The organism is Marinimicrobium sp. C6131 (assembly GCF_026153455.1).
Taxonomy (GTDB): Bacteria; Pseudomonadota; Gammaproteobacteria; order Pseudomonadales; family Cellvibrionaceae; genus Marinimicrobium.
The window spans coordinates 625,036-648,912 of record NZ_CP110629.1; the positions used below are offsets into that span (position 1 = coordinate 625,036).

Here is a 23,877-nt window from a genome sequence, read left to right on the forward strand (position 1 = left end):
AGAACGCCTTATGGCAACAAAGTGATCACTATAGACGTAAATTGACTCAATATGCAATATGCTGGTAATTATTGAGCTGAGTGGCGAGTTGTCCAGAAACCACTGTTTCCCTGTTGGACAGGCCCTCAAACCTGGATGTCCCCTCCGCCGGACGCCGGATCGAGAGACTCCTCATGGCGCTCCACCCGGCTTGGTGATAGATCGGAAGATACGCTATATTGGGTCGGACAGAGTTTGACTCGAATAATTAACAAGGAGGATAAGATGCAGCCACACCCTATGGGCCCCACTGAAGAATCCGAACGCTTGGTTCACTTGGACATTTTACGTGGCTTTGCTTTATTCGGTATCTTATTGGTCAACTTTCAATGGTTTACTCGACCTCTCCAAGCAATATATCTGGGGTATGACCCGTCTCTCACCGACACCAACCTCACCGTTGACTGGTTGATCAGTTGGTTGGCGGAAGGCAAATTTTACCCTTTATTTGCCCTGTTGTTTGGTGTCAGCTTTACATTGATGGCTGAACGTGCAGACGTCAGGGATACCCGCTTCTGGACAACGTATTGCCGTCGCTTATTGATGTTGGCTTTCATCGGGCTGCTGCATGTGGCTTTTGTCTGGTCTGGTGATATTTTATTGGTTTATGCCGTATGTGCGGCGGTGATGCTTGTGCTGTTTCGGCGGACACCGGTGCAGCGATTGTGGAAATGGGCCCTGGTGCCAATAGGAATACCGTTTTTGCTAATCGGTGTATTGGCGCTGTCATCGTTCATTGACCCCTCCTCAATGAACGATATGCGTGAAGATCTTGTGCAAGAGAAAGCCGAGTTGCTAGCGGATGTTGAGCGGGCTCGCGCGGTATACAGTGACGGCAGTTACATCGAGGTGACACGCGAACGCATCAACGGCTACCTGAGCTACGTGTCTTCTGACGAAATCCTCGTGTTCCCCACGGTGATAGCTTATTTTCTGCTGGGCCGTTGGCTGGCTGTATCACGCCGAGTGATTGATCTCCACAGGCATCGCCGGTTTTTGCGGTCCTGGGCGATCGTGGGTTTTCCTTCAGGGCTGGTTTTGTCGGCTTTGGCCGCCGCTCTTATGTATCGTGGCGATATTGCTCTACTGGATCAGTTCTCTCTCGTGGGGGCATGGTTAGCGTCGGTGGCCGGTGTGGTTTTACCACTCGGTTATCTGGCGGTGGTGGTACTGAATGCCTCAACACTCCGCTGGTTGGCACCAGTGGGTCGCATGGCGCTCAGTCAGTACCTGTTGCAATCCTTGGTTTGGACCACAGTCTTCTATGGCTATGGGTTGGGACTCTGGGGACAAGTGCCCAGAATCTGGCACCCAGCGCTGGTTGTGGTGTTTTTTGCGCTGCAAGTAGTCAGCAGTCACTGGTGGTTAAAGCACTTTCGCTACGGTCCCGTCGAATGGTTATGGCGTTGCTTTACCTACTGGCGTTGGCAGCCTTTGCGTCGCGAGCTTCGTTGAATGGATGCAAACCCTGAGCGCCATCCAAGTGGTTCTATTGACTATATGCTGTGGGCTGGGTAACGTAGAGCCTTGTTCTGCAGGGTTGAAACTTATGACAATAAAACGCTTGTTCCCTTCGTTTGTGCTCCTCTTTCTTTTGAACGCTACCGCAGCCTGTGCTCAGGAGGTGACGCTCGTCTACGACGAGACGGTGCCACAGGAGGCCTATGCCGCCCGGAAACTGGGTGAGGCCCTGGAAGAGCAGGGCTATGAGCTCGGCTCGGATCGGAGCGGTTACGATCATCTGGTCAGTCTGTCGGTGCATGAAGAGAGGCTGGGTTCTGAAGCCTTTGCTATTGTGCCCGAGGACAGGGTCACGAGCGTCTATGGGGGCGATCACCGGGGGCTGATCTATGGCGCGCTCGCCCTGGCCGAGACGTTGCGCAACGGCACGCCGCTGACGTCGGTGGAAGCCACCGAACAGAGCCCGAATCTGGCGTTTCGCGGGATCAAATACAATCTGCCCTGGGAAACCTACCGGCCCAGCTCAGCGCTGGACCAGCACTACGACACGGCCCGGGATCTCGAATATTGGGAGGCGTTTCTGGATATGATGGTGGCGAACCGCTTCAACGCCATCAGCCTGTGGAATCTGCACCCTTTCACGTTCATGATCCAGCCGAAAAATTTCCCCGAAGCGAGCCCCTGGTCCGATAAAGAATTCGCCCAGTGGCAGCGTCTCTACCGCGAGATCTTCCGGATGGCAAAGGAGCGTGGGTTGGACACCTACCTGGTCCACTGGAGCATTTTTGTCAGCCGGGAATTTGCCGAGGCCCACTCCGTCGCGGAGCAGAACTTTTATCCACACTACTATGTGGAAGGCGATACCTCTGAGATCGTGCGGCGTTATCTGCGCGAAAGCGTGACCCAGGTGCTGGAGGAGTATCCCAACCTGGATGGGTTTGGTATTTCCCACGGTGAAGGCATGGCTGGCATGACGCCTCTTGAGCGCCAGAAGTGGATGGATGATGTGTTGATCGCGGGGATGCTGGACGCTGATCGCCCCGTGAAACTCATTCACCGCGTCCCTTTTTCCTCGGGAACCGGTTCGGAGCCGGGCGTCAGCAAGAGTGTGGAAGTGGTGACCCGCGATGCGATGGAGAAGCTGGAGGATCGCTTCGATGGCCCGATCTGGGTGGAAATGAAGTTCAATTGGTCCCATGCCCATTCCACACCGGAGCTGGTGAAGGTCCACGGCGGCAAGCTGGGCGACACTTATTTCAAACCGACGCCCAAAAACTACAAGGTCACCTGGCAGGCACGCAACGAAGACTTCTTTGCCCTGCGCTGGGGCGTGCCCGATTTCATTCGTCAACATATCGCTCTGAATGGCGCGGCGGACTATGTGGGCGGTTATTTTGTCGGCTCGGAAACCTACATCCCGGCGCTCGATTACTTCACCGCGGTGGACGAGCCGGTCGACTGGAACTGGGCCTTCGAGCGCCAGTGGTTGTTCTATCAGCTTTGGGGCCGTCTGCTTTACGATCCTGAAACGCCCGACTCGGTGTTTCAGGCGGCATTCAACCGCCGGTACGGGGCCAAGGGAGATAACCTGTTGAACGCTTACTCTCTGGCCTCATCCACCCAGTTGCGGCTGGCCTCGCTGTATGACTCGCGCTGGGATTTCACCCTCTACAGCGAGGGCTTTCTGGCGCTGCAGGGCGACTACACCCGTTATATTTCGGTTGACCACCTTATCGACCATCCCACCATGGACCCGGATTATGTCTCGGTGGCGGATTTCGTAGAGACGATGCACGAAGGCGGCTCTTTCGGCGTTGACCGCATTACTCCGCCGATTCTGGCCGAGCAGCTTGAGCGCGACAATCGCGAGGCGCTTCGGCTGGTAGAAGGTATTGATACCGAGGGCAATGCCTCGCTCATGTACGAAGTGGCCGACGTCAAAACCTGGGCCCATCTCGGTCTGCATCTTGCGGAGAAGCTGAAAGGCGCCGTGGCGCTACACCGTTACCGTCTGTACGGTGATGACGAACAGCAGCAGGTGGCTATCCGGCATTTACAGCAGGCCCTCGCGCACTGGGACCAGGTGGTGGCGATCACCCGGCCGATTTACCGCGACATGCCGCTGACCCACTACAACCACAACTTCTTCGAGGCCAATGACGATAATCTCTTTCATTGGGCCCTGGTTCGGGATGAGGTGGCGCAAGACGTTGAAATTGCCCGCAGTGCCGAGCCAGAAGGTTCGGCCAGATGAGGTTATAGCCGCCATTATCCATCACAGACCGAATGTTCTCACCGGGCACCGTCGTAGGTCCATTCCGTTGGAAAAGAACTGTCCGATCAATCCGGCTTTTTTGGGCGCCACGCTTCCTTGATCTGTCGTAATGGTCTGATAATCCCGGATATCCAGTGAACATGACGGCTCAATTACTCTGATTCTGTGGCTGGGGTATCCGGGTGAGGTTCGGAAAGATAGGGAGTGTATGGGATTTGGTCGGTAGCTGACAGGTCGTCATTGATGTCATAGATCATCGACTCGATGATACCTTCATCTGTTGTTCCCCAGTAGTTTTCCCGCGCATCCATGGAAGCGTTGCTGTGTCCGGGACGCAACTCCACTGCTATTCGGTCCGTGCTTAGAAAGCTGTTTTTCGATACTGTAAGAACAGAGGAGTCATATGTGGCCCAGCTTTGTACTGCGTAGCCGGAAGAGGTTGAAGATCCTTGATTACGAATAAACACATTATTCTCGACTGTTGCGTTCACTCCGGTAGAAAGGCCTATTGATAATCCTCCAGTATCTATGAATATGTTGCGAGCTATAGTTACATCATCTACTGGATACCAGAGGTGAACGTAAGGGATGCCCTCTATGACCGAGTCGGTTAGTATCAATGTCCCGTAAATCGCATTACCGGTTGGGTAATACAAGCTGCCACCACGCAGTGACAAAAATGTTAAATCGATCTTGAAGGGAGGATCTGAAGTCGAATTATTTCCCGGGACTATATGGAGATTGTTGATACGCACATTGTTGTTTGGGGCGCCTTCTACCTTGAATATACCAAATACGGAAAAATTTCTGTTGTCGCCTTCTAAGTTAACTCCTGGTTGGATATTTACGGTGGTGTTATGAGCTACCTGAACATCTTCGTAGGCCTTGTAGGGGGATTGGTTCTCGTTTAGTAACTGATCTGAATAGATGATTCCTCCCAAAGGCGTAGCGTTCAACTCCGTAATGGGGTCAGTCCTAAACCTATGACCATCTCCAAAATCCGCTTCAATGATAAAATCTTTCTCTCCCAGGTTGAAATTCTCCAGTGTCTTCAGGGCGATGCTGACATTTGGGACCATTTCTGCGTCCGGGTAAGCAGCATAATTCGATGTGTCGGATATACCTACCGGCATTGCGTAGGCGGCATAGTGGGGCGCTTCGATACTAGTCCAGGATAGAGTTAATCCGTCTTCTGAGAATTCGCCTTCTGCAAAAAAATTAGAAATGCAGCGCAAGTTAAGGACATTGCCTGAACCGTTCTGCGTAAGTCCTTGAGATCCCATAAGTGAGCAACGCGGTAGTCCTCCAGGCGACAGAGGAGCCGCAGTTATTGATACCTTGTACTCGGTGCCCTCAGGTAGCCCCGTAGGGAACATAAAGGACCCATCAGAGAATATTTCGACATTTTCGCTGTCATTAATCTGAAGAATGACGGGTTCGTCGAGGTTATCAATCCCAACGGATGTTCCCCCAATATGATAGACGAGCACCTCTTGCTCGGGAGGAGGTTCTTCAGATGGATTATTCGGCTCTGGATCATCTGTCGGTGTATCGGTCTCCGTCTCAGACTGATCCTCAAAGGTTGACTCGGGAGTAGGTGAAGATGTCCCACCCTCACTGCCACAGGCAGACAATACCAGTGCTATGAATCCAGCTTGGAATAGCTTTATTAACTGTTTCATTTAAGGCCCCCGAACCATCATCTCTCTGAGCGGCAAAAACTGTTCCAGGGCTATAAAAATCAATTGGTTATAGGCATTCTTCTTGATGGGTGTAAAAATTATCGACGCTCTGTGTGTTTTCCGGTGAATATGACTTTTCACTCCCCTAATTGTATGGGTAGCTGGGGGCAGGCTGGATAGAAATTTGCTTTGAGCAGGTTGTTCTGGCTCTTTCTTAAATTGGATCTTTGAAAGGTGACGAGTTATGGTGCTCAGCGGTTCGTATTGGTGCTCTACGCGAGAAAGTTCTCCGAAGGTTGAGGGGTTCACTTGAACAATTTGCTTGAGAAGTAAAAGTGTATTTAAAACCTGATGTTCCGGAGGTGCAGGGTTATTAGCGCAACGGAATACCGTCTCGTTGAATGATGCGCTGAAACGACTCATCCGTCATTGAATAGTCCAGGACATCTACTTTCCATGGAAGGTCGGACTCGGAGAACGCTTCTGATAGCCTGGCCAGCGTATCGATCGGAACGGGCTTTTCGCTGACAATGGCCAAGTCGAGGTCGGAGTAGGGTTTTGGCTTTCCGGTCGCACGGGAACCGAAGGCGAGTACCCGCGTACTGGCCAGGTGCCGACTTAGAATATCTTCGATCAGGTGCCATTCGCTCGGGGTGACGCGGAGACCGCTGGGAACCTGACTCATACGTTTCGCTTTTGCAATTCGTTCAGCAGATGGCGAGCTTCCAGGAGAAAGTCGGGTATCTCCGCGACTACGATGAGCGCGACATCTTCGCTGTAGGTGTGGCTGGTTTTGGCTCTAAGCTCTCGATAGCGACGCCACGTTGGCCAGTCACTTCGTAACAAACCGGCCTCATTACCTGTCCGGATCAGATCCTGAAACGGCATTGCGTCAAACTGCTCAGGAGTGGCGGACGTCATTTCCAGATACCGCTTGAGCATTTTGTGACTGATTTCGTAGGTGAACTCAAAGCGTTGAATCAGCCCGTCTCTAATCTGGGTGTCGGAGGTATCTTGTTGGTAGCGGGCAAGACCCTCCTCCAGTCGTGAGACAGCGTTCGCTAGGGTGGTAAGATCCAGCTTTGCTTCCATTGTTACTTTGCCGTCAGAATATCACTTTGGATTATCGATAAAGCATAACAGTTTACGCGCATTCACCGATAATCCTCAATACTCGGGCAAGAACAAACAAGATTCCGGTCCCCGAACACATTATCAATGCGGTTCACCGTCGGCCACACCTTGTGCTCTCTCAGCCAGCTTGCTGGGCGTGAAGCTGTGTCTCGGCTGTAGGGGCGATCCCAGTTCTCATCCATCACGTCGTCCTGCGTGTGCGGTGCATTGCGCAGCGGGCTCTGTTCCACGGTGTATTCGCCGCTTTCGATCTGGGCGATTTCCTTGCGGATGGTGATCATGGCTTCGATAAAGCGGTCCAGCTCTTCTTTGGACTCGGATTCGGTCGGCTCGATCATCAAGGTGCCGGCCACCGGGAAGGACATGGTGGGGGCGTGGAAACCGAAGTCCATCAGGCGCTTGGCGATGTCTTCCTCGGTAACGCCACTGGCTTCTTTCAGCGGGCGCAGGTCCAGCAGGCATTCGTGGGCGATGGTGCCGTTTTTGCCCTTGTACAGAATGGGGTAGTGGCCACTCAGCTGTCTGGCGATGTAGTTGGCGTTCAGGATGGCGTATTCGCTGGCCTGGCGCATGCCGTTTTTGCCCATCATTTTGATGTACATCCAGCTGATCGGCAGGATGCTGGCGGAGCCCCAGGGGGCGGCGCTGATGGTGCCGTTGGCCGGGTCGGTGTCGGGCACGCCCTGGACCGGGTGACCGGGCAGGAAGGGCGCCAGATGTTGGGCCACGCCGATGGGGCCCATGCCTGGGCCACCGCCGCCGTGGGGAATGCAGAAGGTTTTGTGCAGGTTCAGGTGCGATACGTCGCCGCCGAACTGACCGAACGCGGCCAGGCCCACCAGAGCGTTCATGTTGGCACCGTCGATATACACCTGGGCGCCGATGCTGTGGATCAGCTCGCACAATTCGGTCACGCTCTCCTCAAACACCCCGTGGGTGGAGGGGTAGGTGATCATGATGGCGGCGATGCGGGTGCCGAACTCGTCCACCTTGGCCTTGAGGTCCGCCATATCGACGTTGCCGTCTTTGTCGCAGCTGACCACTTTGACCTGCATGCCCACCATCTGGGCAGAGGCCGGGTTGGTGCCGTGGGCCGAGGCGGGAATCAGGCAGATGGAGCGCTCGGTTTCACCCTTGCTCTCAAAGTATTTCTTGATCGCCACGAGACCGGCGTACTCGCCCTGGGAGCCGGCGTTGGGTTGCAGGCTGATGGCATCGTAGCCGGTACAGGCCTCGAGCATCTGCTGCAGGTCTTCAAACAGTCGCTTATAGCCCTGGGCCTGATTCATGGGCGCAAAGGGATGCAGTTGCCCGAATTCCGGCCAGGTGACAGGAATCATCTCCGCGGTGGCGTTGAGCTTCATGGTGCAGGAGCCAAGCGGAATCATGGATTGGTTCAGGGCAATGTCCCGGCCTTCGAGGCGGCGCAGGTAGCGCAGCATCTCGGTTTCGCTGTGATAGCGATTGAACACCGGGTGGGTCAGCACCGCGTCCAGACGCTCCAGCACCTCGGGAATGGCCGGCGCGCGATTGTGGCTGGCCAGTTCATGGTCCAGTTTGGGCAGGTTCAGGGCGTGGTCACCGGCGCAGAAGACGTTCAGCAGCAGGTGCACGTCATCCTGCGTGGTGGTTTCATCCAGGCTGATGCCCAGACCGGTGGTGCCCACCTTGCGCAGATTGATTTCGCTGAGCAGGGCGGCGTTGTACAGGCCGTTCTGCTTTTTCTCGCTGTCGAGCTCCACCACAATGGTGTCGAAGTAGTGATCGTGGCGCAGCTTGAAGCCTTTGTCCTTCAGCCCTTCGCCGGTCAGCCGCGCCAGACGGTGAATGCGCTCGGCGATGCGCCGCAGGCCTTCCGGGCCGTGGTAGACGGCGTAGCTGCTGCTGAGCACCGCCAGCAGCACCTGGGAGGTGCAGATGTTCGAGTTGGCCTTTTCCCGGCGGATGTGTTGCTCGCGGGTCTGCATGGCCATGCGCAGGGCGGTCTTGCCCCGGCTGTCTACGGAGACGCCGATCAGCCGGCCCGGGGCCGAGCGCTTGTAGGCGTCGCGGAAGGCAAAGAAGCCGGCGTGGGGGCCACCAAAGCCCATGGGAATGCCAAACCGTTGGTTAGTGCCCACCACCACGTCGGCGCCCATCTCGCCGGGGGATTTGAGCAGCATCAGCGCCATCAGGTCGCTGGCGACGGTGATCAGGGTGTTTTTCTCGTGAGCCCGGGTGATCAGGTCGGTCAGATCGTGGACCCGGCCGGTGGAGCCGGGGTAGGAGAGCAGGGCACCGAAACACTCGGTGTCGGCCAGTTGCTCGGCGGGCGCGATCACCACCTCAAAGCCAAAATGCTCGGCGCGGGTGCGCAACACGGCAATGGTCTGTGGGTGGGTGTCCTCGTCCACAAAGAACACGTCGGACTTGTTCTTCTTGTTCTGGCGCTTGCACATCGCCATGGCTTCGGCGGCGGCCGTGCCTTCATCGAGCATGGAGGCGTTGGCCAGTTCCATGCCGGTCAGGTCCATCACCATCTGCTGGAAGTTCAGCAGCGCCTCAAGTCGGCCCTGGGAGATTTCCGGCTGATAGGGGGTGTAGGCGGTGTACCAGCCCGGGTTTTCCAGAATGTTGCGCTGAATCACCGGGGGCAGATAGGTATTGTAGTAGCCCATCCCGATATAGCTTTTGTACAGGCGGTTCTTGCCGGCAATGGCTTTCAGCTCCGCCAGGGCCTCGTGCTCGGTCATGGGCTCGCCCAGCGCCAGGGGCTCGCGCTGGCGAATGGCCTCGGGCACCGTCTTGTCGAGCAGTTCATCCAGCGTCCCGGCGCCCAGTGCGTCCAACATGGCGCGGGTCTCGGCGGCATCCGGGCCGATATGACGGTGGATGAATTCATCGGCGTAGGCCAGTTGCGCCAGGGGCGCGGAGCGGAAATCAGCGGACATAGGATGACTCGTGTCGGGGTTGTGCGAACGTGATCGTCGGGCGTGCGGAGGGCGGTGTAAATCCGGGCCTCCAAAGGGCGCTAATGGTAGCAATTGCCGGCTCTGGCGGCAATTGCTGAATCCTCTGCCGAATCCTCTGAGTGGACCGCGTTGACCGCGGCCTCCGGGCACCCGACGGCAAGTAAAGATACGTCAGCGCCCGGCCTCTGGATTGTCGGCGGCGCAATAATCAGTTTATACTGCCCAGCTTATAGTAATCTTAACTATATACGCTGGCTCCGGGAGTCGGGTACACTTCCGACTGACGCTGGTAGTGTGAGGGGGCGCAGAGCCACCCTTGAACGTTAACGACTCAACAATAAGACTCTGAGCGCTATGAATAATCAGTCACAAATACTCTCAGTCAAAGAGAAGGTAGGCTACAGCCTGGGCGATCTGGCGGCGAACCTGGTATTCCAGACCATGGTCACCTTTATTGCCTACTACTATACGGATGTGTACAAACTCGAGGCCAGCACGGCTCAGTGGGTAATTGCTACCTGTGGCATCATCGGCGGGGTGCTGTTTGCGCCCATCATGGGCGCGATTGCGGATCGTACCCGTACCCGCTGGGGCCGTTACCGCCCCTGGATTCTGTGGACGTCCATTCCCTTCGGTGTGATGGTGCTACTGACCTTCACCACGCCGAATGTCAGTTATGAAATGAAGGTGGTTTACGCCTTTGCCACCTACCTCGCGTTGGTTACCCTCTACACCGCCAACAACCTGCCGTATTCATCGCTCAGCGGTGTGCTGACCGGCAATATGTCCCAGCGTAACAGTCTGTCCGCCTACCGCTTTGTGGCGGTGATGGTGGCCCAGTTCACCGTGCAGGTGCTGTTGCGTCCGATCGTGTTGATCCTGGGTGATGGTGATGAGGCGGTCGGTTTTGAGAAAATCATGATGATCTTCGCCGTGGTCGGGGTGATTTTCTTCTTCATCACTTTCTTCACCACCCGTGAGCGCGTCATTGAAAAGCCGGGCGAGACCAGCACCATCCGCCAGGACCTGGGCGACCTGCTGCTGCGTAATATTCCCTGGGTGATTCTGCTGTGCGTCACGGTTCTGGTGTTCACCAACCTGGCGTTGAAAGGCGGTACCTACGTGTACTACTTCAAGTACTACGCGAGCCAGGCCGCGATTACAGCCTTCCTGAGCGACATTGGTTTCACGGGTCTGATCGCCAGTATCCAGAGCGTCTGGCCCAACTTCGCCTGGCCTGAAGATCCCGACGCCTCGGCCTTCGCCCTGTTCAACGGCGCCGGCATCATTCTGATGATCGTCGGTATCGGTTTTGCCCGGCCCCTGGCGGACCGCTTCGGCAAGCGCAACATTTTCGGGGGCTTCCTGTTTCTGTCCGCCTTACCGTTGATCGGGTTTGCGGTGGTACCCCGGGAGTCGATCGGGACCATGTTCGTACTGCAGATTCTGCACGGCTTTTTCTACGGCGTGACCATTCCGCTGCTGTGGGCCATGACCGCAGACGTCGCGGACTACTCCGAGTGGCGTAACCATCGTCGGGCAACCGGTATTATTTTCTCCGCCATGATTCTGGGCCTGAAAGGCGGTCTGACCCTCGGTGGTACCCTGGTGGTGACTTTCCTGGCGGCCTATGGCTATGAGGCCGGGGTGGCGGATCAGACGGCCGAATCGATTCTGGGTATCAAGCTGACCATGAGCATCTACTCGGCGATTCCGTTCCTGATCGCCTGCGGTCTGTTGTTCTTCTACCGGATCAACAAATCGCTTGAGACGGAAATTGAGCAGGAGTTGGGTTCACGTCGCACCCAGCCGATGCCGGAGCCGGATGAGCCGACCCTGTAAGGGGTTGGTTTGATCGGCCAACAAAAAAGGCGAGCCGGATGGCTCGCCTTTTTTGTTGGGGATGTGATTTCGAGTTGGGTTGCGGCGGATGCGGGCTTACACCGCTGCGCTCGGCCCCTACGGGTAGCACTAAAGGTCGCGTAGGGCGGATCGGTCCGACGCATCGGAGCGCGAAGCGCGCATCCGCCGTTACCGAACTTTATGCCTGCCCATCCCTCACCGAATTCCGCGCATGAATAAACATCGAATGCGACACATAAATTAAATCCGCCACTTTGCGGATCAGTGCCTCTTCGTATTTATCCAGCTCACCGTCGGCGTAGGCCACTTCCCACATTGCCTTGATCAGCTCGTACTTCTCGTCGTCGCTACAGGTCTGGTTGATCTGGTAGGTGAACTGATGCAGCGAGGTGGCGTCATCCTGTTCGGACTTGGCCAACTCACTCAGTTCGTCCAACTGCGCGGGATCGAGCTCGTACTTGCGGTGCAGGATGTTGCGGAGGGTGGCCAGCTCGGTGTCATCGAGCAGGCGATCAGCGGTGCCGACTTCAATCAGAAGGGCGGCGACCGCCAATTGCTTCTGCTCGGAAGACAACGCGGGCGCATTGTCTTCCGGCTGAAGGTGCTTCTCAATAAACTGCGAAATTTTATTAAGCACGTGACTTCAACAGATCTTCCAGTTTGACCTGGTCGGCGGCGAAGTTGCGAATGCCTTCGGCCAGCTTTTCGGTTGCCATGGGATCTTCATTCAGCGCAAAGCGGAAACTGGATTCATCATTGTTGGGCTTGGCAATCGCCTCACCGGTGTTCTCGGGAGACAGCTTGCGCTCCAGAGTGCCGGTGTCATTGCTCAACTCTTCCAGCAACTGCGGGCTGATGGTCAGGCGGTCGCAGCCGGCCAGCGCTTCGATTTCACCGATGTTGCGGAAGCTGGCACCCATCACAACCGTCTTGTAGCCGTGCTGCTTGAAGTAGTTGTAGATGTGACGCACGGACAGAACGCCGGGATCTTCTTCCGGGGCGTATTCGCTCTTGCCGGTGTCTTTCTTGTACCAGTCCAGAATACGGCCCACGAAGGGAGAGATCAGGTAGACACCGGCTTCGGCGCAAGCGGCCGCCTGGGCGAAGTTGAACAGCAGGGTCAGGTTACAGTTGATCCCTTCTTTCTGCAGCACTTCTGCCGCGCGAATGCCTTCCCAGGTGGAGGCCAGCTTGATCAGAACGCGGGACCTGTCCACACCGCTCTTCTCGTACAGGTCAATCAGGTGGTGCGCCTTCTCAATGCTGGCTTTGGTATTAAACGACAGGCGAGCGTCCACTTCGGTGGAAATCTTGCCCGGGATCAGTTTCAGTACTTCACAACCGACGGCGACCGCCAGGTGGTCGCAGGCATAGCTTATCTGCTCAGCTTCAGTGCCACCCTCTTTTTTGCCGGCGGCAATGGACGCGTCCACCAGCTCGGCATACTCGGGAATCTGAGCGGCTTTGAGCAGCAACGAGGGGTTGGTGGTCGCATCTTGCGGCTGATATTTTTTGATGGCGGAAATCTCACCGGTATCCGCGACCACATCGGTCATTTTCTTCAGCTGTTCGAGTTTCGTAGTCACTGTTATCCCGTCCTATATTTAACGTGTTGAGTGAATGGTTGACGGCCAGCGGCCGGCAATCATGGGTGCCGGGCCCGTCGGTGGCCGGTTAGCGTTCGATCTGTATCCTTATTGTATTACAAATTGCTTCCCGCTTGTAGTTTTGGCTTTTGCTCTCCAGCTTGGCGCTTTCATACCGCCATTGTATCAGGCTCGACGCGGGCTCTGGCCGCGTCGAGCACTTCCAGACCCGCACCGGGCCGGAATGCCTGTTCGCTGATCACCCGACGGAACTGACGCCCGCCGGGCTGGCCCTGGTAGAGGCCCAGAATATGTCGGGTCATATACTTCAGGGACACGCCCCGGGCGAGTTCGGTTCCCATATAGTCGCGGAATGCATCCAGTATATCGGCCCGGGTCGGTACGGGTCGGGAGGCGCCAAACAGCTGCTGATCCACCTCCGCCAACAGGTAGGGGTTGGTATAGATTTCCCGGCCGATCATGACGCCGTCCAGGTCGTCCAGCAGCGTTTTGGCCTGCTCCAGCGTGTTGATGCCGCCATTGATGATGATTTCAAGGTCCGGGTACTCCCGTTTGAGCTGACGGACCCGGTCGTAATCCAGCGGCGGAACGGTGCGGTTCTCTTTGGGACTGAGGCCCTTCAGCCACGCCTTGCGGGCGTGCACGATAAAGGTGCGGCAGCCCGTTGCCGCCACGGTGCCGACAAAGTGTGACAGCCCCTCGTAGGCATCCATATCGTCCACACCAATGCGGTGTTTGACCGTCACCGGAATGGTCACGGCCTGTTGCATGGCATCGATGCACTCGGCCACCAGGTCCGGCTCGGTCATCAGGCAGGCGCCGATTTTGTTGTTCTGTACCCGATCGCTGGGGCAGCCGCAGTTGAGATTGACTTCGTCATACCCCCAGTCTTCAGCCATGCGGGCACACTCGGCCAGCTCCGCCGGATTGCTGCCGCCCAACTGCAGGGCGAGGGGGTGTTCCACGACGTTGTAATCCAGGTGTTGGGCCCGGTCGCCATGAATCAGGGCGCCGGTAGTCACCATTTCCGTGTACAGGAGGGTTTCACGGCTGAGTAGCCGCCAGAAGGTCCGGCAATGCCGGTCAGACCAATCCATCATCGGGGCGGCGCAGAAGCGTCGGTTGACCGGATCTGGTGTGGCGTGAGGCCGGTGGCTCTGACTCATGAGTTCCTATGGGGTAAAAAGTGAATTATATCACTCTTTTGACGGCGACGAAAAATTGTCCCGACGGGAAAACCGCCAATGAGTTGTGTAAACTAGGCGTTTTTCTGAACGGTAAAGGATGAGGTTTTATGAAGGTTCGACTCACAGCACTGGCGGCCGGTCTGGCGGCATTGAATGCGGCACCGACCCTGGCCCAGGAGGAACAAGCAGCGAAGGTGTGGAAAGCGACGGCCGAACTGGGCATGATTGTCACTTCCGGTAATACCGAGACCACCACCTTCCAAGGCAAGATGGATGCCACCCAGGATCTGGAAATGTGGAAAAACCAGTACGTGATCAGCGCGCTGTTCAAGGAAGATGAAATCACTCTGGCGGACGGCACCAAGGAAACCGAAAAAACCGCCGAGAAAATTTCCGGGTCGGTGAAAAGTGCCTACAAGCTGGATAAGGACAACGCGAACCTGTTTATCTTTGGTTCTCACACCGACGACAAGTTCGGTGCCTACACCAAATACAGCACGCTCGCCATCGGTTATGGTGACCGCCTGTTCGAGACTGAAACCATGCAACTGGATGTGGAAATCGGTCCGGGTTATTTCTGGGCGGAGCAGGAACAGGAAGATGGCACCACGGTCGACGAAGAGGGCGCTATCGTCCGTGCCGCAGCACAGTACGATTGGCAGGTGACCGAGAGTGCCGACTTCCGCCAGACCCTGGCGGTTGAATCCGGTCAGGACAACACCCGCACCACCTCTGACACCTCACTGAGCGCCCGCATCAACGGCTCCATGCAGATGAAAGTCGGTTTTACGGTTCAGTCGGATTCGGAAGTGACCGAGGGTAAGGAAAAGACGGACACCACCACCTACGTCACTCTTGTGTACAAGTTCTGACGGCGCTTCAGCGATCCCGGTCCTCGGGGTCGCACACCCGGCGGGCGATGCCGTAGCTGGGCCGCTCGGTACAGCGTGCCAGCCAGCGCAGAACCGCCGGGAATTCCCGTAGTTTCAGGTGTTTACCGGCCCGGTAAAAAGTGTCCAGGCAGTCCACCCAGGGCGCGATGGCCATATCGGCAATACTGAAACTCTCCCCCAACATGTAGTCCCGGTTATTCAGGTGTTGCTCCAGCACGCCAAGCAGGCGCTGCGTCTCTTTACTGTAGCGTTCCACGGGGTAGGGGTGGTCGCACTTGTCCCGGGCGTACACGAAGAAGTGACCGAACTGGCCGAACATCGGGCCGATGTGGCCCATCTGGAAAAACAGCCACTGCAGGCAGGCACTTTTGCCATCCGGGTCTACCGGCATGAAGGTGCCGGTTTTCTCCGCCAGGTAAATAAGAATGGCGGCGGACTCCATCAGGCTGATCGGGCGTCCGTCGGGGCCATCCGGGTCGTACAGTGCGGGAATTTTACCATTGGGGTTGATCCACAGAAATTCCGGGGTGTGCTGATCGCCCGCCAGGATGTTGACCGTATGGGGTTCATACGGCAAGTGCATCTCTTCGAGCGCCTGAGCCACCTTGATCCCGTTCGGGGTGTTCATCGAATAAAGCTGGATCAGTTCCGGTTCCCGGGGTGGCCAGCGACGGAAAATGGGTGGCTGGGACATGATGACATCTCCTGGTTGGGGCAAACATTACAATGCTGACAAGTGTAAATCGGCGCAAAGAGGGCTTGGATTAACAGCATAAGGCCCCATATGTTTTTAAGAAAGCACATTTGCCCCACTCGTGCGAACGGAAACTCAAGCGCCTGCTGGCGTCCCGGGCCGCAATGGCCTAATCTCTAAAGCAGTGATGGATTCATTTTTTAGCAAACCGTGAGGCAGTTATGGCAGATTCCTACCGGTCCGTCGACACCCTGAAGGTGGGCGGCAAAGACTATCGTTATTATCCCTTCACGGAAGTGGAGAAGCGCTTCCCGGTCGATAAGCTCCCCTATTCGCTGAAAATTCTGCTCGAAAACCTGTTGCGCCATTCCGATACGGACGTGGTCAGCGATGCGGATATCGAAGCGCTTGCTCAGTGGGACCCCAAGGCTCAGCCCTCCCAGGAAATTGCCTTCGTGCCGGCCCGGGTGGTCCTGCAGGACTTTACCGGCGTGCCGGCCATCGTGGACCTGGCGGCCATGCGCGATGCGGTGAAGAGCCTGGGCGGCAAGCCCGAGCAGATCAATCCGCTCTCGCCGGTCGAGCTGGTGATTGACCACTCCGTCATGGTGGACTTCTTCGGTGGCGAAAACTCCTTCAAGAAAAACACCGCCCTGGAGGTGGAGCGCAACCGCGAGCGCTATCAGTTCCTGCGCTGGGGCCAAAAGGCCTTTGATAACTTCAAGGTGGTGCCCCCCGGTACGGGTATTGTCCATCAGGTCAATCTGGAGTATCTGGCCCGTGGTGTGTTCACCCGCGAACGCGACGGTGTGCTGGAAGCCTACCCGGACTCCCTGGTCGGCACCGACTCCCACACCACCATGATCAACGGCCTGGGCGTACTGGGCTGGGGCGTGGGCGGCATTGAGGCCGAAGCGGCCATGCTGGGTCAGCCGATCTCCATGCTGATTCCTCAGGTGGTGGGCTTCAAACTGACCGGCGAGCTGCCCGAGGGCGCCACGGCCACGGATCTGGTGCTGACCGTCACCCAGATGCTGCGTGAACTGGGCGTTGTGGGTAAATTCGTCGAATTCTTCGGCCCTGGCCTCAAGCACCTGACCCTGGCCGATCGCGCCACCATCGGCAATATGGCGCCGGAGTATGGTGCCACCTGCGGGATCTTCCCGGTGGACCAGCAGACCTTGGATTACCTGACCTTCACCGGCCGCTCCAAAGAGCAGGTGGAACTGGTGGAGGCCTATATGAAGGCCATGGGGCTCTGGCACGACGATAAAACGCCGGATGCGGCGTACAGCGACGTACTGGAGCTGGATTTGGGCACCGTGGTGCCCTCCATCGCCGGTCCCAAACGTCCCCAGGACAAGATCGCCCTGACCGACGCCAAGCCGGCGTTCCATGACGTGTTGAATGAAATGGATCGCCACCGGCGCAACACCATTGCCTCTACCGAGCAGGATTTTTCCTCTGAAGGTGGAGCCGCCGCCGTGGGTGGCGTGCCCCTCTCGGACCAGGGGGCGGTCCGGGTGGATTATGCCGGTGAGAATTTCCTGTTGAAGAATGGCGCGGTGGTGATAGCCGCCATCACCAGTTGTACCAACACCTCCAACCCGGCGGTGTTGATGGCAGCCGGGCTTCTGGCGAAGAACGCCCGGGCCAAAGGGCTCAAATCCCGGCCCTGGGTCAAGACCAGTCTGGCCCCCGGCTCCAAGGTGGTGACCGACTACCTGGAAAAAGCGGGGCTGATGGATGAGCTGGAGGGCCTCGGGTTCTACCTGGTCGGTTACGGCTGCACGACCTGTATTGGTAACTCCGGCCCGCTGCCCAAGGAAATTCACGAAGCCATTCATGAGGGCGACCTTACCGTCACCTCCGTGCTCTCGGGCAACCGCAACTTCGAAGGGCGGATTCATCCGGATGTGCGGGCCAACTATCTGGCATCGCCGCCGCTGGTGGTGGCCTACGCGCTCGCCGGCACCATGGATATCGACCTGCAGAAGGAGCCGCTGGGTTACGACAAAGACAACAAGCCTGTCTATCTGAAAGACATCTGGCCCTCCGCAGTGGATATTCAGAAAGCCATTGCCGACAACCTGGACCCGGCCATGTTCTCCGAGAAGTACGCGGACGTGTTCAGCGGCGACGAGAGCTGGCGGGCACTGCCGGTGGAGGAGAGCCAGCTGTACGCTTGGCCGGACTCCAGTTACGTGCGCAAGCCCCCGTTCTTTGACGGCATGGGGAAAACCCCGGACGACATCACCGACATCAAGGGGGCACGCTGTCTGGTGAAGGTGGGTGACAGCATCACCACTGACCACATTTCCCCGGCCGGGGCCATCATGCCGGACAGTCCCGCCGGCCTGTATCTGCAAGAGCAGGGCGTGGATCCGTCGGACTTCAATTCCTACGGCTCCCGGCGCGGCAATCATGAAGTGATGATGCGCGGCACCTTTGCCAACGTCCGGCTCAAAAACCAGATGGCCCCTGGAACCGAAGGCAGCTGGACCACCTATCTGCCCGGGAACGAAGTCATCAGCATTTTCGATGCCGCCGAGCGCTATCGCGAAGACGGCACACCGCTGGTGGTGTTGGCGGGTAAGGAATATGGCTCCGGCTCCTCCCGGGACTGGGCCGCCAAAGGCCCGTCATTGCTGGGAGTGCGCGCCGTCATCGCCGAAAGCTACGAACGGATTCACCGCTCCAACCTGGTCGGCATGGGCATTCTGCCACTCCAGTTTGCCGAGGGAGAGTCGGCAGACTCCCTGGGGCTGACGGGGGAGGAAGCGTTCGATATACCCGCCGTGCAGGCGGACACTCAGGAGGTGGAAGTAAGCGCCAAAGGAGGCGATGGCAAAGCCAGAACCTTCAAGGCCAAAGTGCGCATCGATACCCCCAACGAGTTCGCCTACTTCCGGAACGGTGGCATTCTCCACTACGTACTGCGCAACCTCGCCAGTCAGTAGCCCGTTCGCACTACCCACAAGCGCCTACCCACTCACGGGAGGCGCTTTTTTTCGGGTATGATGAAGGATTATTTCAATCACAACAGGTTTCCCATGAGTTTGACCCATACCGATGATCAAGGGCGCGCCAGCATGGTGGACGTGTCGGACAAGCCCGCCACCGTGCGTGAGGCGAGGGCCAGTGCCTTTGTCCGGATGCAACCCGCCACCCTGGCGTTGATTCGTGAAAATGGCCTGAAAAAAGGCGACGTATTGGCGGTATCCCGCATTGCCGGAATTCAGGCGGCCAAGCAGACCGCCAACCTGGTGCCGCTGTGTCACCCACTGGCGCTGAGCAAAGTGGGGGTGGAGTTTGAGTTGCAGGAAGAGCCCGCTGGTGTCGCGATTGAAACCTACTGCAAGCTGTCCGGTCAGACTGGCGTGGAAATGGAAGCACTGACCGCCGCCAGCGTGGCGGCGCTGACCATCTATGACATGTGCAAGGCCGTGGACTTGAGTATGGTGATCGAAAATGTCTCACTGCTGGAGAAATCCGGTGGCCGTCGCGGTCATTACGTGCGCGCCAAAGACGAGACCAAGCAGCCATGATTCAGGTGTTATTTTTTGCCCGCTTGCGCGACCAGTTGGGCTGTGATTCTCTCACCCTGGAAACCGTGGATGGTGACAGTGTCACCAAGGTGCGTGAGCGTCTGGTGGCGGAACACCCCGACTGGCGCGAGCCCCTGAGCGCCTCCGGCGTGCTCTTTGCGGTGAACCAGTCGCTGGTGAAGTCCGGCCATCCGGTTCATGATGGTGACGAGGTGGCCTTTATGCCCCCCGTGACCGGAGGCTGACATGATATCCGTGCAGACCGCGCCTTTTGATGTGGCCCATGAATACGGCCAGCTCACCGCCGACGACGTGGATGCCGGCGCGGCCGTGTTTTTTGTCGGTCGAGTGCGCTCCCACAACGACGGTCGCGCCGTCACCGGCATGACGTTGGAGCACTACCCGGGCATGACCGAAAAGGCGCTGGAGCAGATTGTCGCCGATGCGCGTCAGCGCTGGCCGCTGGGGCGGGTCAGGGTGATCCATCGCGTCGGTTCACTGGTATTGGGGGACGCGATTGTGTTCGTTGGCGTGACCAGCGCCCATCGGGACGCGTCCTTCGAGGCCGCGGAATTCATCATGGATTATCTGAAAAACCGGGCGCCGTTCTGGAAGCGCGAAGACACCGAAGACGGCTCAGTCTGGGTCGACGCCCGGGACAAAGACCTGCGCGCCCTCGCGCGCTGGAACTGAACACCTTATCGATAATAAACGGAGACAAACCATGAAAATCCTTAAACTCGTCGCCTGCCTGGCGGCCGCCACCGCACTGACCGCCTGCGACCAGGCAGAAGAAACCCAGACTGCCACCCCCGAACCGGAGCCCGAAGCGACAATCTCGGACGGCGCCCCTCTGGCGGCTCCGGGGGCCAGCATTCTGGAGATCATGGCCAGCGCTCACCGCAGTGACGAAAACCGGGCCCGGGATCGCTATCGCAATCCGGAAGAAACCCTGTTTTTCTTCGGTCTGGAGCCCGATGACACCGTCATTGAGATCAACCCCGGCGGCGGCTGGTATATGGAAATCATCGCCCCCTTCGTCAACGAAGACGGGCAATACATCGCCGCCACGCCGGATCCCGAGCTGGAGGGCATGCCCTCTTACGTGATCCGTCAGGCGGCGCAGATTCAGGCGCGTATCGAGGAACAGCCCGACTTCTACGGCAATGCCGACGTACAGCTCTACGATCCTTCAGCGCCCGTGCTGGGCGAGCCGGGCAGTGCGGACTTTGTGTTGACGTTCCGCAATGTGCACGGCTGGATCAATGGTGGGCAGGCCGAAGGCATGTTCCAGGCGTTTGCCGATGTGCTCAAACCCGGCGGCGTGCTGGGCGTGGTGCAGCATCGCGCCGTGGATGATGCCGACCCCTCGGAAAGTGCCGCTACCGGGTACGTTTCCGAGGCGGCGGTGATTGCATTGGCGGAAGCGGCCGGTCTGACACTGGATGACCGCAGCAACATCAACGCCAACCCCAAGGACACCCGGGATCACCCAGAGGGCGTGTGGACCTTGCCACCGTCACTGCGCCTCGGTGAAGAGAATCGCGCCGCCTACGAGGCGATTGGCGAGAGTGACCGGATGACCCTGCGCTTCGTCAAACCCGAATCGGCGGAATAAGCCACTCGGCAGCAGCGCACGGAAAAGGGGCTTCGGCCCCTTTTTTGTTTTGAGGGCGACAGGCCGCGGTCAGCGAATCAGGGTGGACGCCAGAGTGACCAGCGCCAGGAGCACCAGCCCGACCGCAAAAATCTGTTGCAGGCGGGCATTGGCGATACGGTGACTGATCTGTTGGCCAACCACCATGCCTCCCACTCCGCCCAGCGCCAGCCAGCCCAGCAGAGACCAGTCCATCGGGGTGCCGGCCTGTTCACTGAACAGCCAGTGGCTGATAAAGCCCGAGCTGCTGATCAGGGTGATGATCAACAGCGAAATCGACACCGCCTGCACCATGGAGATTCGGCTCAGAAACAACAGCAGGGGAATAATCAGAAACCCGCCGCCGACCCCAAATACCCCGGACAGCAAACCCACCAACGCACCACCAATGGTCAGCCCGGAAATACAGCGCAGCTTGAGCTCGAACTGACCGTTCGGGCCCAGCATGCACAGCATCTCCGGGCGTCGGTGCTCGGCCCTGCTGGCCCGTACCACCTGGGCGCGCTCGGGGTTACGCTGGGCGTCGCGCCACATGCGCACCGCGATAATCAGCGTCAACCCATTGAAACTGACCAGCAACAGGACGTCTGGCAATTGATTGCCCAGCCATTGACCTAACGGCGCGACCAGAGCGCCACTGAGCGCGAGAATGAGGGTGGGCGGCCACAGCACCAGATCGCTGTGCCAGCTGCGAACGCTGCCGTAGAGCGCACTGATGGCCACGGCGCCCAGGGACAGGCCGACGGCACCATGGACGCTCATCCCGCCGAGCAGAATCAGCAGCGGCACCGCAAACACCGAGCCACCCGCGCCAGTCAGGCCGAGCACCAGTCCGATGAGCATGCCAATCAGAAAAAACATGAGCGCGTCCCCCGCCAAGTAATGAGTGTCATAGGCTAATACTAGGCAAGCCAGTTAAATTAGTAAACTCTAATTTAATGTCTGTTCAAAGTGTTCAGGTTCATCGCAGATCTGCCGTCACTCACGTATAATGCCGGCCCATATCGCACTCTCGTTCATCAACTCGCGGAAGTTTTCTATGACCGTTCGCACCCGTATTGCGCCTTCACCGACGGGCGATCCCCACGTCGGTACCGCCTACATTGCCCTGTTCAACCTGTGCTTCGCCCGCCAGCACGGCGGCCAGTTCCTGCTGCGCATCGAAGACACCGACCAGGCCCGCAGCACCCCGGAATCCGAACGGGCCATTCTGGACAGCCTGCGCTGGCTGGGCATCGAGTGGGACGAGGGCCCGGATGTGGGCGGCGAACACGGCCCCTACCGCCAGAGCGAGCGCATGGACATCTACCGGGGCTACGCCGAAGAGCTGATCGAGAAGGGCCATGCCTTCTACTGCTTCGCCACCGCCGAAGAGCTGGACCAGATGCGCGCGGAACAACAGGCCCGTGGGGAAACCCCCAAATACGACGGTCGCGGCCTGAAACTGAGCGAAGCGGAAGTCAAACAGCGCCTGGACGCCGGCGAGCCCTACGTCATCCGCATGAAAGTGCCGGAAGAGGGCACCTGCAAAGTGCAGGACATGCTGCGTGGCGAAATCGACATCGACTGGTCCCAGGTGGATATGCAGGTGCTGCTCAAAGCCGACGGCATGCCCACCTACCACCTGGCCAACGTGGTGGACGACCACCTGATGGGCATCACCCACGTGATCCGCGGTGAGGAGTGGATCAACTCCGCCCCCAAACACCTCAAACTGTACGAATACTTCGGCTGGGAAGCCCCCGTGCTGTGCCACCTGCCGTTGCTGCGCAACCCGGACAAATCCAAGCTCAGCAAGCGCAAAAACCCCACCAGCATCCTCTACTACCAGCGCGCCGGCTTCCTGCCCGAAGCCCTGCTCAACTACCTGGGCCGCATGGGCTGGTCCATGCCCGATGAGCGCGAGAAATTCACCCTGGAAGACATGCAGGCCCACTTCGACATCACCCGTGTGTCCCTGGGCGGCCCCATCTTCGACGTGGAAAAGCTCTCCTGGCTCAATGGAATGTGGATCCGCGAAGACCTCTCCACCGAGCAGCTCGCCGACCGCCTGCAGGCCTGGGCGCTCAACCGGGACAACCTGCTCAAAGTGCTGCCCCACGCCCAGCCCCGCATGGAAACCCTGGGCGACTTCGCCCCCCTGGTCAGCTTCCTCGCCTCCGGCAACCTGGGCCTGACCGAGAGCCATTTCACCGGCAACAAGCTGGACCTGGACGAACAGAAGCGGGTCCTCCAGTTCGCCGTCTGGCGCATGGAAGCCCTGCGCACCTGGGAGCGCGACGCCATCTTCGCCGAGCTAAAATCCCTGGCCGACGCCACCGGGATCAAGGTCAAAGACTTCCTGGCCCCGCTGTTCGTCGCCATCTCCGGCACCACCGCCTCCTTCTCGGTCATGGACGCCATGGTCCTGCTCGGCCCGGACATGAGCCGCGCCAGACTGCGTCAAGCCGTCGAAGTGCTCGGCGGCGTGGGCAAAAAGCAGCTCAAAAAGCTGGAAAAGGCCTACCAGGTGCTGGGTGCAGAGGAAGTCGCTTCAAGCGACAGCGAGTGACAACTGCTTAAAAATCAACAAATTAGGATTTTTGGCGGATTTGATCTTGACAGCCCAGAGCGGGGTGCTACAATGCGCCCCGCTTCCAACGAAGCACAAGCAGTTTTGGGGCCTTAGCTCAGCTGGGAGAGCGCAACACTGGCAGTGTTGAGGTCAGCGGTTCGATCCCGCTAGGCTCCACCAAACACAAAACCCTCGCACCGAAAGGTGCGGGGGTTTTTTGTTTGGCGGGACCCCCGCCGGGTGAGGGCCGCTGACGCGGTTCACGTGCAGCGCCGGGAGCGCTGCCGAACGCCCGCATGGGCGGCCCGCAGGGTGGAGCACAAGGAAGTGCT

General features: G+C 58.1%; 19 protein-coding genes and 1 tRNA gene. 11 read left to right on the top strand and 9 right to left on the bottom strand.

Going from position 1 to position 23,877, the window contains the following annotated elements:
• Positions 1-264: 264 nt before the first annotated feature.
• Both OOT55_RS02635 and OOT55_RS02640 read left to right on the top strand, forming a co-directional pair.
• The gene (locus tag OOT55_RS02635; protein WP_265367613.1) at positions 265-1,494 is read left to right on the top strand and encodes a DUF418 domain-containing protein; all 1,230 of its coding nucleotides are present in this window, start codon (positions 265-267) and stop codon (positions 1,492-1,494) included.
• Positions 1,495-1,588: 94 nt separating this feature from the next.
• Positions 1,589-3,754, top strand: coding sequence for a glycoside hydrolase family 20 zincin-like fold domain-containing protein (locus OOT55_RS02640; protein ID WP_265367614.1), 2,166 nt, complete (start codon positions 1,589-1,591; stop codon positions 3,752-3,754).
• A gap of 173 nt (positions 3,755-3,927) precedes the next feature.
• On the opposite strand, the gene OOT55_RS02645 is transcribed toward OOT55_RS02640, so the two are convergent.
• The 4 genes from OOT55_RS02645 to gcvP all read right to left on the bottom strand — a co-directional run bounded on the left by OOT55_RS02645 (position 3,928) and on the right by gcvP (position 9,521).
• On the bottom strand, positions 3,928-5,457 hold the full coding sequence (locus OOT55_RS02645; protein WP_265367615.1) for a hypothetical protein: 1,530 nt from the start codon (positions 5,455-5,457) through the stop codon (positions 3,928-3,930).
• A gap of 373 nt (positions 5,458-5,830) precedes the next feature.
• Positions 5,831-6,142 carry a nucleotidyltransferase family protein gene (locus OOT55_RS02650; protein WP_265367616.1) on the bottom strand — a complete coding sequence of 104 codons (312 nt, stop codon included), beginning with the start codon at positions 6,140-6,142 and terminating at the stop codon, positions 5,831-5,833.
• Entirely contained in the window at positions 6,139-6,549 is a 411-nt protein-coding gene (locus OOT55_RS02655) for a nucleotidyltransferase substrate binding protein (RefSeq protein WP_265367617.1), read from the bottom strand. The genes OOT55_RS02650 and OOT55_RS02655 overlap by 4 nt, the downstream gene beginning before the upstream one ends.
• A 62-nt stretch (positions 6,550-6,611) precedes the next feature.
• The gene (gene gcvP / locus OOT55_RS02660) at positions 6,612-9,521 is read right to left on the bottom strand and encodes an aminomethyl-transferring glycine dehydrogenase (protein WP_265367618.1); all 2,910 of its coding nucleotides are present in this window, start codon (positions 9,519-9,521) and stop codon (positions 6,612-6,614) included.
• Positions 9,522-9,896: 375 nt separating this feature from the next.
• On the opposite strand from gcvP, the gene OOT55_RS02665 reads away from it, so the two are divergent.
• Positions 9,897-11,384, top strand: a complete 1,488-nt coding sequence (locus tag OOT55_RS02665; protein WP_265367619.1) for an MFS transporter — start codon at positions 9,897-9,899, stop codon at positions 11,382-11,384.
• 199 nt (positions 11,385-11,583) lie between these two features.
• On the opposite strand, the gene OOT55_RS02670 is transcribed toward OOT55_RS02665, so the two are convergent.
• The 3 genes from OOT55_RS02670 to dusA form a co-directional block, all read right to left on the bottom strand.
• On the bottom strand, positions 11,584-12,042 hold the full coding sequence (locus OOT55_RS02670; RefSeq protein ID WP_265367620.1) for a TerB family tellurite resistance protein: 459 nt from the start codon (positions 12,040-12,042) through the stop codon (positions 11,584-11,586).
• Entirely contained in the window at positions 12,035-12,991 is a 957-nt protein-coding gene (gene tal / locus OOT55_RS02675) for a transaldolase (RefSeq protein WP_265367621.1), read from the bottom strand. Before tal ends, OOT55_RS02670 begins: the two co-directional genes overlap by 8 nt.
• 170 nt (positions 12,992-13,161) lie before the next feature.
• Positions 13,162-14,178, bottom strand: coding sequence for a tRNA dihydrouridine(20/20a) synthase DusA (dusA, locus tag OOT55_RS02680; protein WP_265367622.1), 1,017 nt, complete (start codon positions 14,176-14,178; stop codon positions 13,162-13,164).
• 128 nt (positions 14,179-14,306) lie between these two features.
• On the opposite strand from dusA, the gene OOT55_RS02685 reads away from it, so the two are divergent.
• Positions 14,307-15,071, top strand: coding sequence for a DUF481 domain-containing protein (locus OOT55_RS02685; RefSeq protein ID WP_265367623.1), 765 nt, complete (start codon positions 14,307-14,309; stop codon positions 15,069-15,071).
• 7 nt (positions 15,072-15,078) lie between these two features.
• On the opposite strand, the gene OOT55_RS02690 is transcribed toward OOT55_RS02685, so the two are convergent.
• The gene (locus OOT55_RS02690) at positions 15,079-15,786 is read right to left on the bottom strand and encodes a glutathione S-transferase N-terminal domain-containing protein (RefSeq protein ID WP_265367624.1); all 708 of its coding nucleotides are present in this window, start codon (positions 15,784-15,786) and stop codon (positions 15,079-15,081) included.
• Positions 15,787-16,007: 221 nt separating this feature from the next.
• Between OOT55_RS02690 and acnA the strand changes: the two genes are divergently transcribed.
• From acnA to OOT55_RS02715, 5 genes are all read left to right on the top strand, one after another.
• On the top strand, positions 16,008-18,746 hold the full coding sequence (gene acnA, locus OOT55_RS02695; protein ID WP_265367625.1) for an aconitate hydratase AcnA: 2,739 nt from the start codon (positions 16,008-16,010) through the stop codon (positions 18,744-18,746).
• A gap of 93 nt (positions 18,747-18,839) precedes the next feature.
• Positions 18,840-19,334, top strand: coding sequence for a cyclic pyranopterin monophosphate synthase MoaC (gene moaC, locus OOT55_RS02700; RefSeq protein WP_265367626.1), 495 nt, complete (start codon positions 18,840-18,842; stop codon positions 19,332-19,334).
• The gene (gene moaD, locus OOT55_RS02705) at positions 19,331-19,579 is read left to right on the top strand and encodes a molybdopterin converting factor subunit 1 (protein ID WP_265367627.1); all 249 of its coding nucleotides are present in this window, start codon (positions 19,331-19,333) and stop codon (positions 19,577-19,579) included. The genes moaC and moaD overlap by 4 nt, the downstream gene beginning before the upstream one ends.
• A gap of 1 nt (position 19,580) precedes the next feature.
• A complete protein-coding gene (gene moaE, locus OOT55_RS02710; RefSeq protein WP_265367628.1) occupies positions 19,581-20,027 on the top strand; it encodes a molybdopterin synthase catalytic subunit MoaE in 447 nt (148 codons plus the stop codon).
• A gap of 31 nt (positions 20,028-20,058) precedes the next feature.
• Positions 20,059-20,952: a class I SAM-dependent methyltransferase gene (locus OOT55_RS02715; protein ID WP_265367629.1), complete on the top strand. Its 894-nt coding sequence runs from the start codon at positions 20,059-20,061 to the stop codon at positions 20,950-20,952.
• Positions 20,953-21,021: 69 nt separating this feature from the next.
• On the opposite strand, the gene OOT55_RS02720 is transcribed toward OOT55_RS02715, so the two are convergent.
• Positions 21,022-21,852: a sulfite exporter TauE/SafE family protein gene (locus OOT55_RS02720; RefSeq protein WP_265367630.1), complete on the bottom strand. Its 831-nt coding sequence runs from the start codon at positions 21,850-21,852 to the stop codon at positions 21,022-21,024.
• A 178-nt stretch (positions 21,853-22,030) separates the two neighbouring features.
• Between OOT55_RS02720 and gltX the strand changes: the two genes are divergently transcribed.
• Positions 22,031-23,542 (top strand): glutamate--tRNA ligase, encoded by a 1,512-nt coding sequence (gene gltX, locus OOT55_RS02725; RefSeq protein ID WP_265367631.1) that lies wholly within the window; start codon positions 22,031-22,033, stop codon positions 23,540-23,542.
• Positions 23,543-23,649: 107 nt separating this feature from the next.
• Positions 23,650-23,725 (top strand) — tRNA-Ala (locus OOT55_RS02730).
• Positions 23,726-23,877 lie beyond the last annotated feature (152 nt).

Excerpts from the sequence above, each read along its gene's own strand:
- OOT55_RS02645 (WP_265367615.1), bottom strand. The coding sequence starts at position 5,457 with ATGAAACAGTTAATAAAGCTATTCCAAGCTGGATTCATAGCACTGGTA.
- gltX (WP_265367631.1), top strand. The coding sequence starts at position 22,031 with ATGACCGTTCGCACCCGTATTGCGCCTTCACCGACGGGCGATCCCCAC.
- gcvP (WP_265367618.1), bottom strand. The coding sequence starts at position 9,521 with ATGTCCGCTGATTTCCGCTCCGCGCCCCTGGCGCAACTGGCCTACGCC.
- OOT55_RS02715 (WP_265367629.1), top strand. The coding sequence starts at position 20,059 with ATGAAAATCCTTAAACTCGTCGCCTGCCTGGCGGCCGCCACCGCACTG.
- acnA (WP_265367625.1), top strand. The coding sequence starts at position 16,008 with ATGGCAGATTCCTACCGGTCCGTCGACACCCTGAAGGTGGGCGGCAAA.
- OOT55_RS02655 (WP_265367617.1), bottom strand. The coding sequence starts at position 6,549 with ATGGAAGCAAAGCTGGATCTTACCACCCTAGCGAACGCTGTCTCACGA.
- OOT55_RS02690 (WP_265367624.1), bottom strand. The coding sequence starts at position 15,786 with ATGTCCCAGCCACCCATTTTCCGTCGCTGGCCACCCCGGGAACCGGAA.
- OOT55_RS02640 (WP_265367614.1), top strand. The coding sequence starts at position 1,589 with ATGACAATAAAACGCTTGTTCCCTTCGTTTGTGCTCCTCTTTCTTTTG.
- dusA (WP_265367622.1), bottom strand. The coding sequence starts at position 14,178 with ATGAGTCAGAGCCACCGGCCTCACGCCACACCAGATCCGGTCAACCGA.
- moaE (WP_265367628.1), top strand. The coding sequence starts at position 19,581 with ATGATATCCGTGCAGACCGCGCCTTTTGATGTGGCCCATGAATACGGC.
- moaD (WP_265367627.1), top strand. The coding sequence starts at position 19,331 with ATGATTCAGGTGTTATTTTTTGCCCGCTTGCGCGACCAGTTGGGCTGT.
- OOT55_RS02665 (WP_265367619.1), top strand. The coding sequence starts at position 9,897 with ATGAATAATCAGTCACAAATACTCTCAGTCAAAGAGAAGGTAGGCTAC.
- OOT55_RS02720 (WP_265367630.1), bottom strand. The coding sequence starts at position 21,852 with ATGTTTTTTCTGATTGGCATGCTCATCGGACTGGTGCTCGGCCTGACT.
- OOT55_RS02635 (WP_265367613.1), top strand. The coding sequence starts at position 265 with ATGCAGCCACACCCTATGGGCCCCACTGAAGAATCCGAACGCTTGGTT.
- OOT55_RS02685 (WP_265367623.1), top strand. The coding sequence starts at position 14,307 with ATGAAGGTTCGACTCACAGCACTGGCGGCCGGTCTGGCGGCATTGAAT.
- moaC (WP_265367626.1), top strand. The coding sequence starts at position 18,840 with ATGAGTTTGACCCATACCGATGATCAAGGGCGCGCCAGCATGGTGGAC.
- OOT55_RS02650 (WP_265367616.1), bottom strand. The coding sequence starts at position 6,142 with ATGAGTCAGGTTCCCAGCGGTCTCCGCGTCACCCCGAGCGAATGGCAC.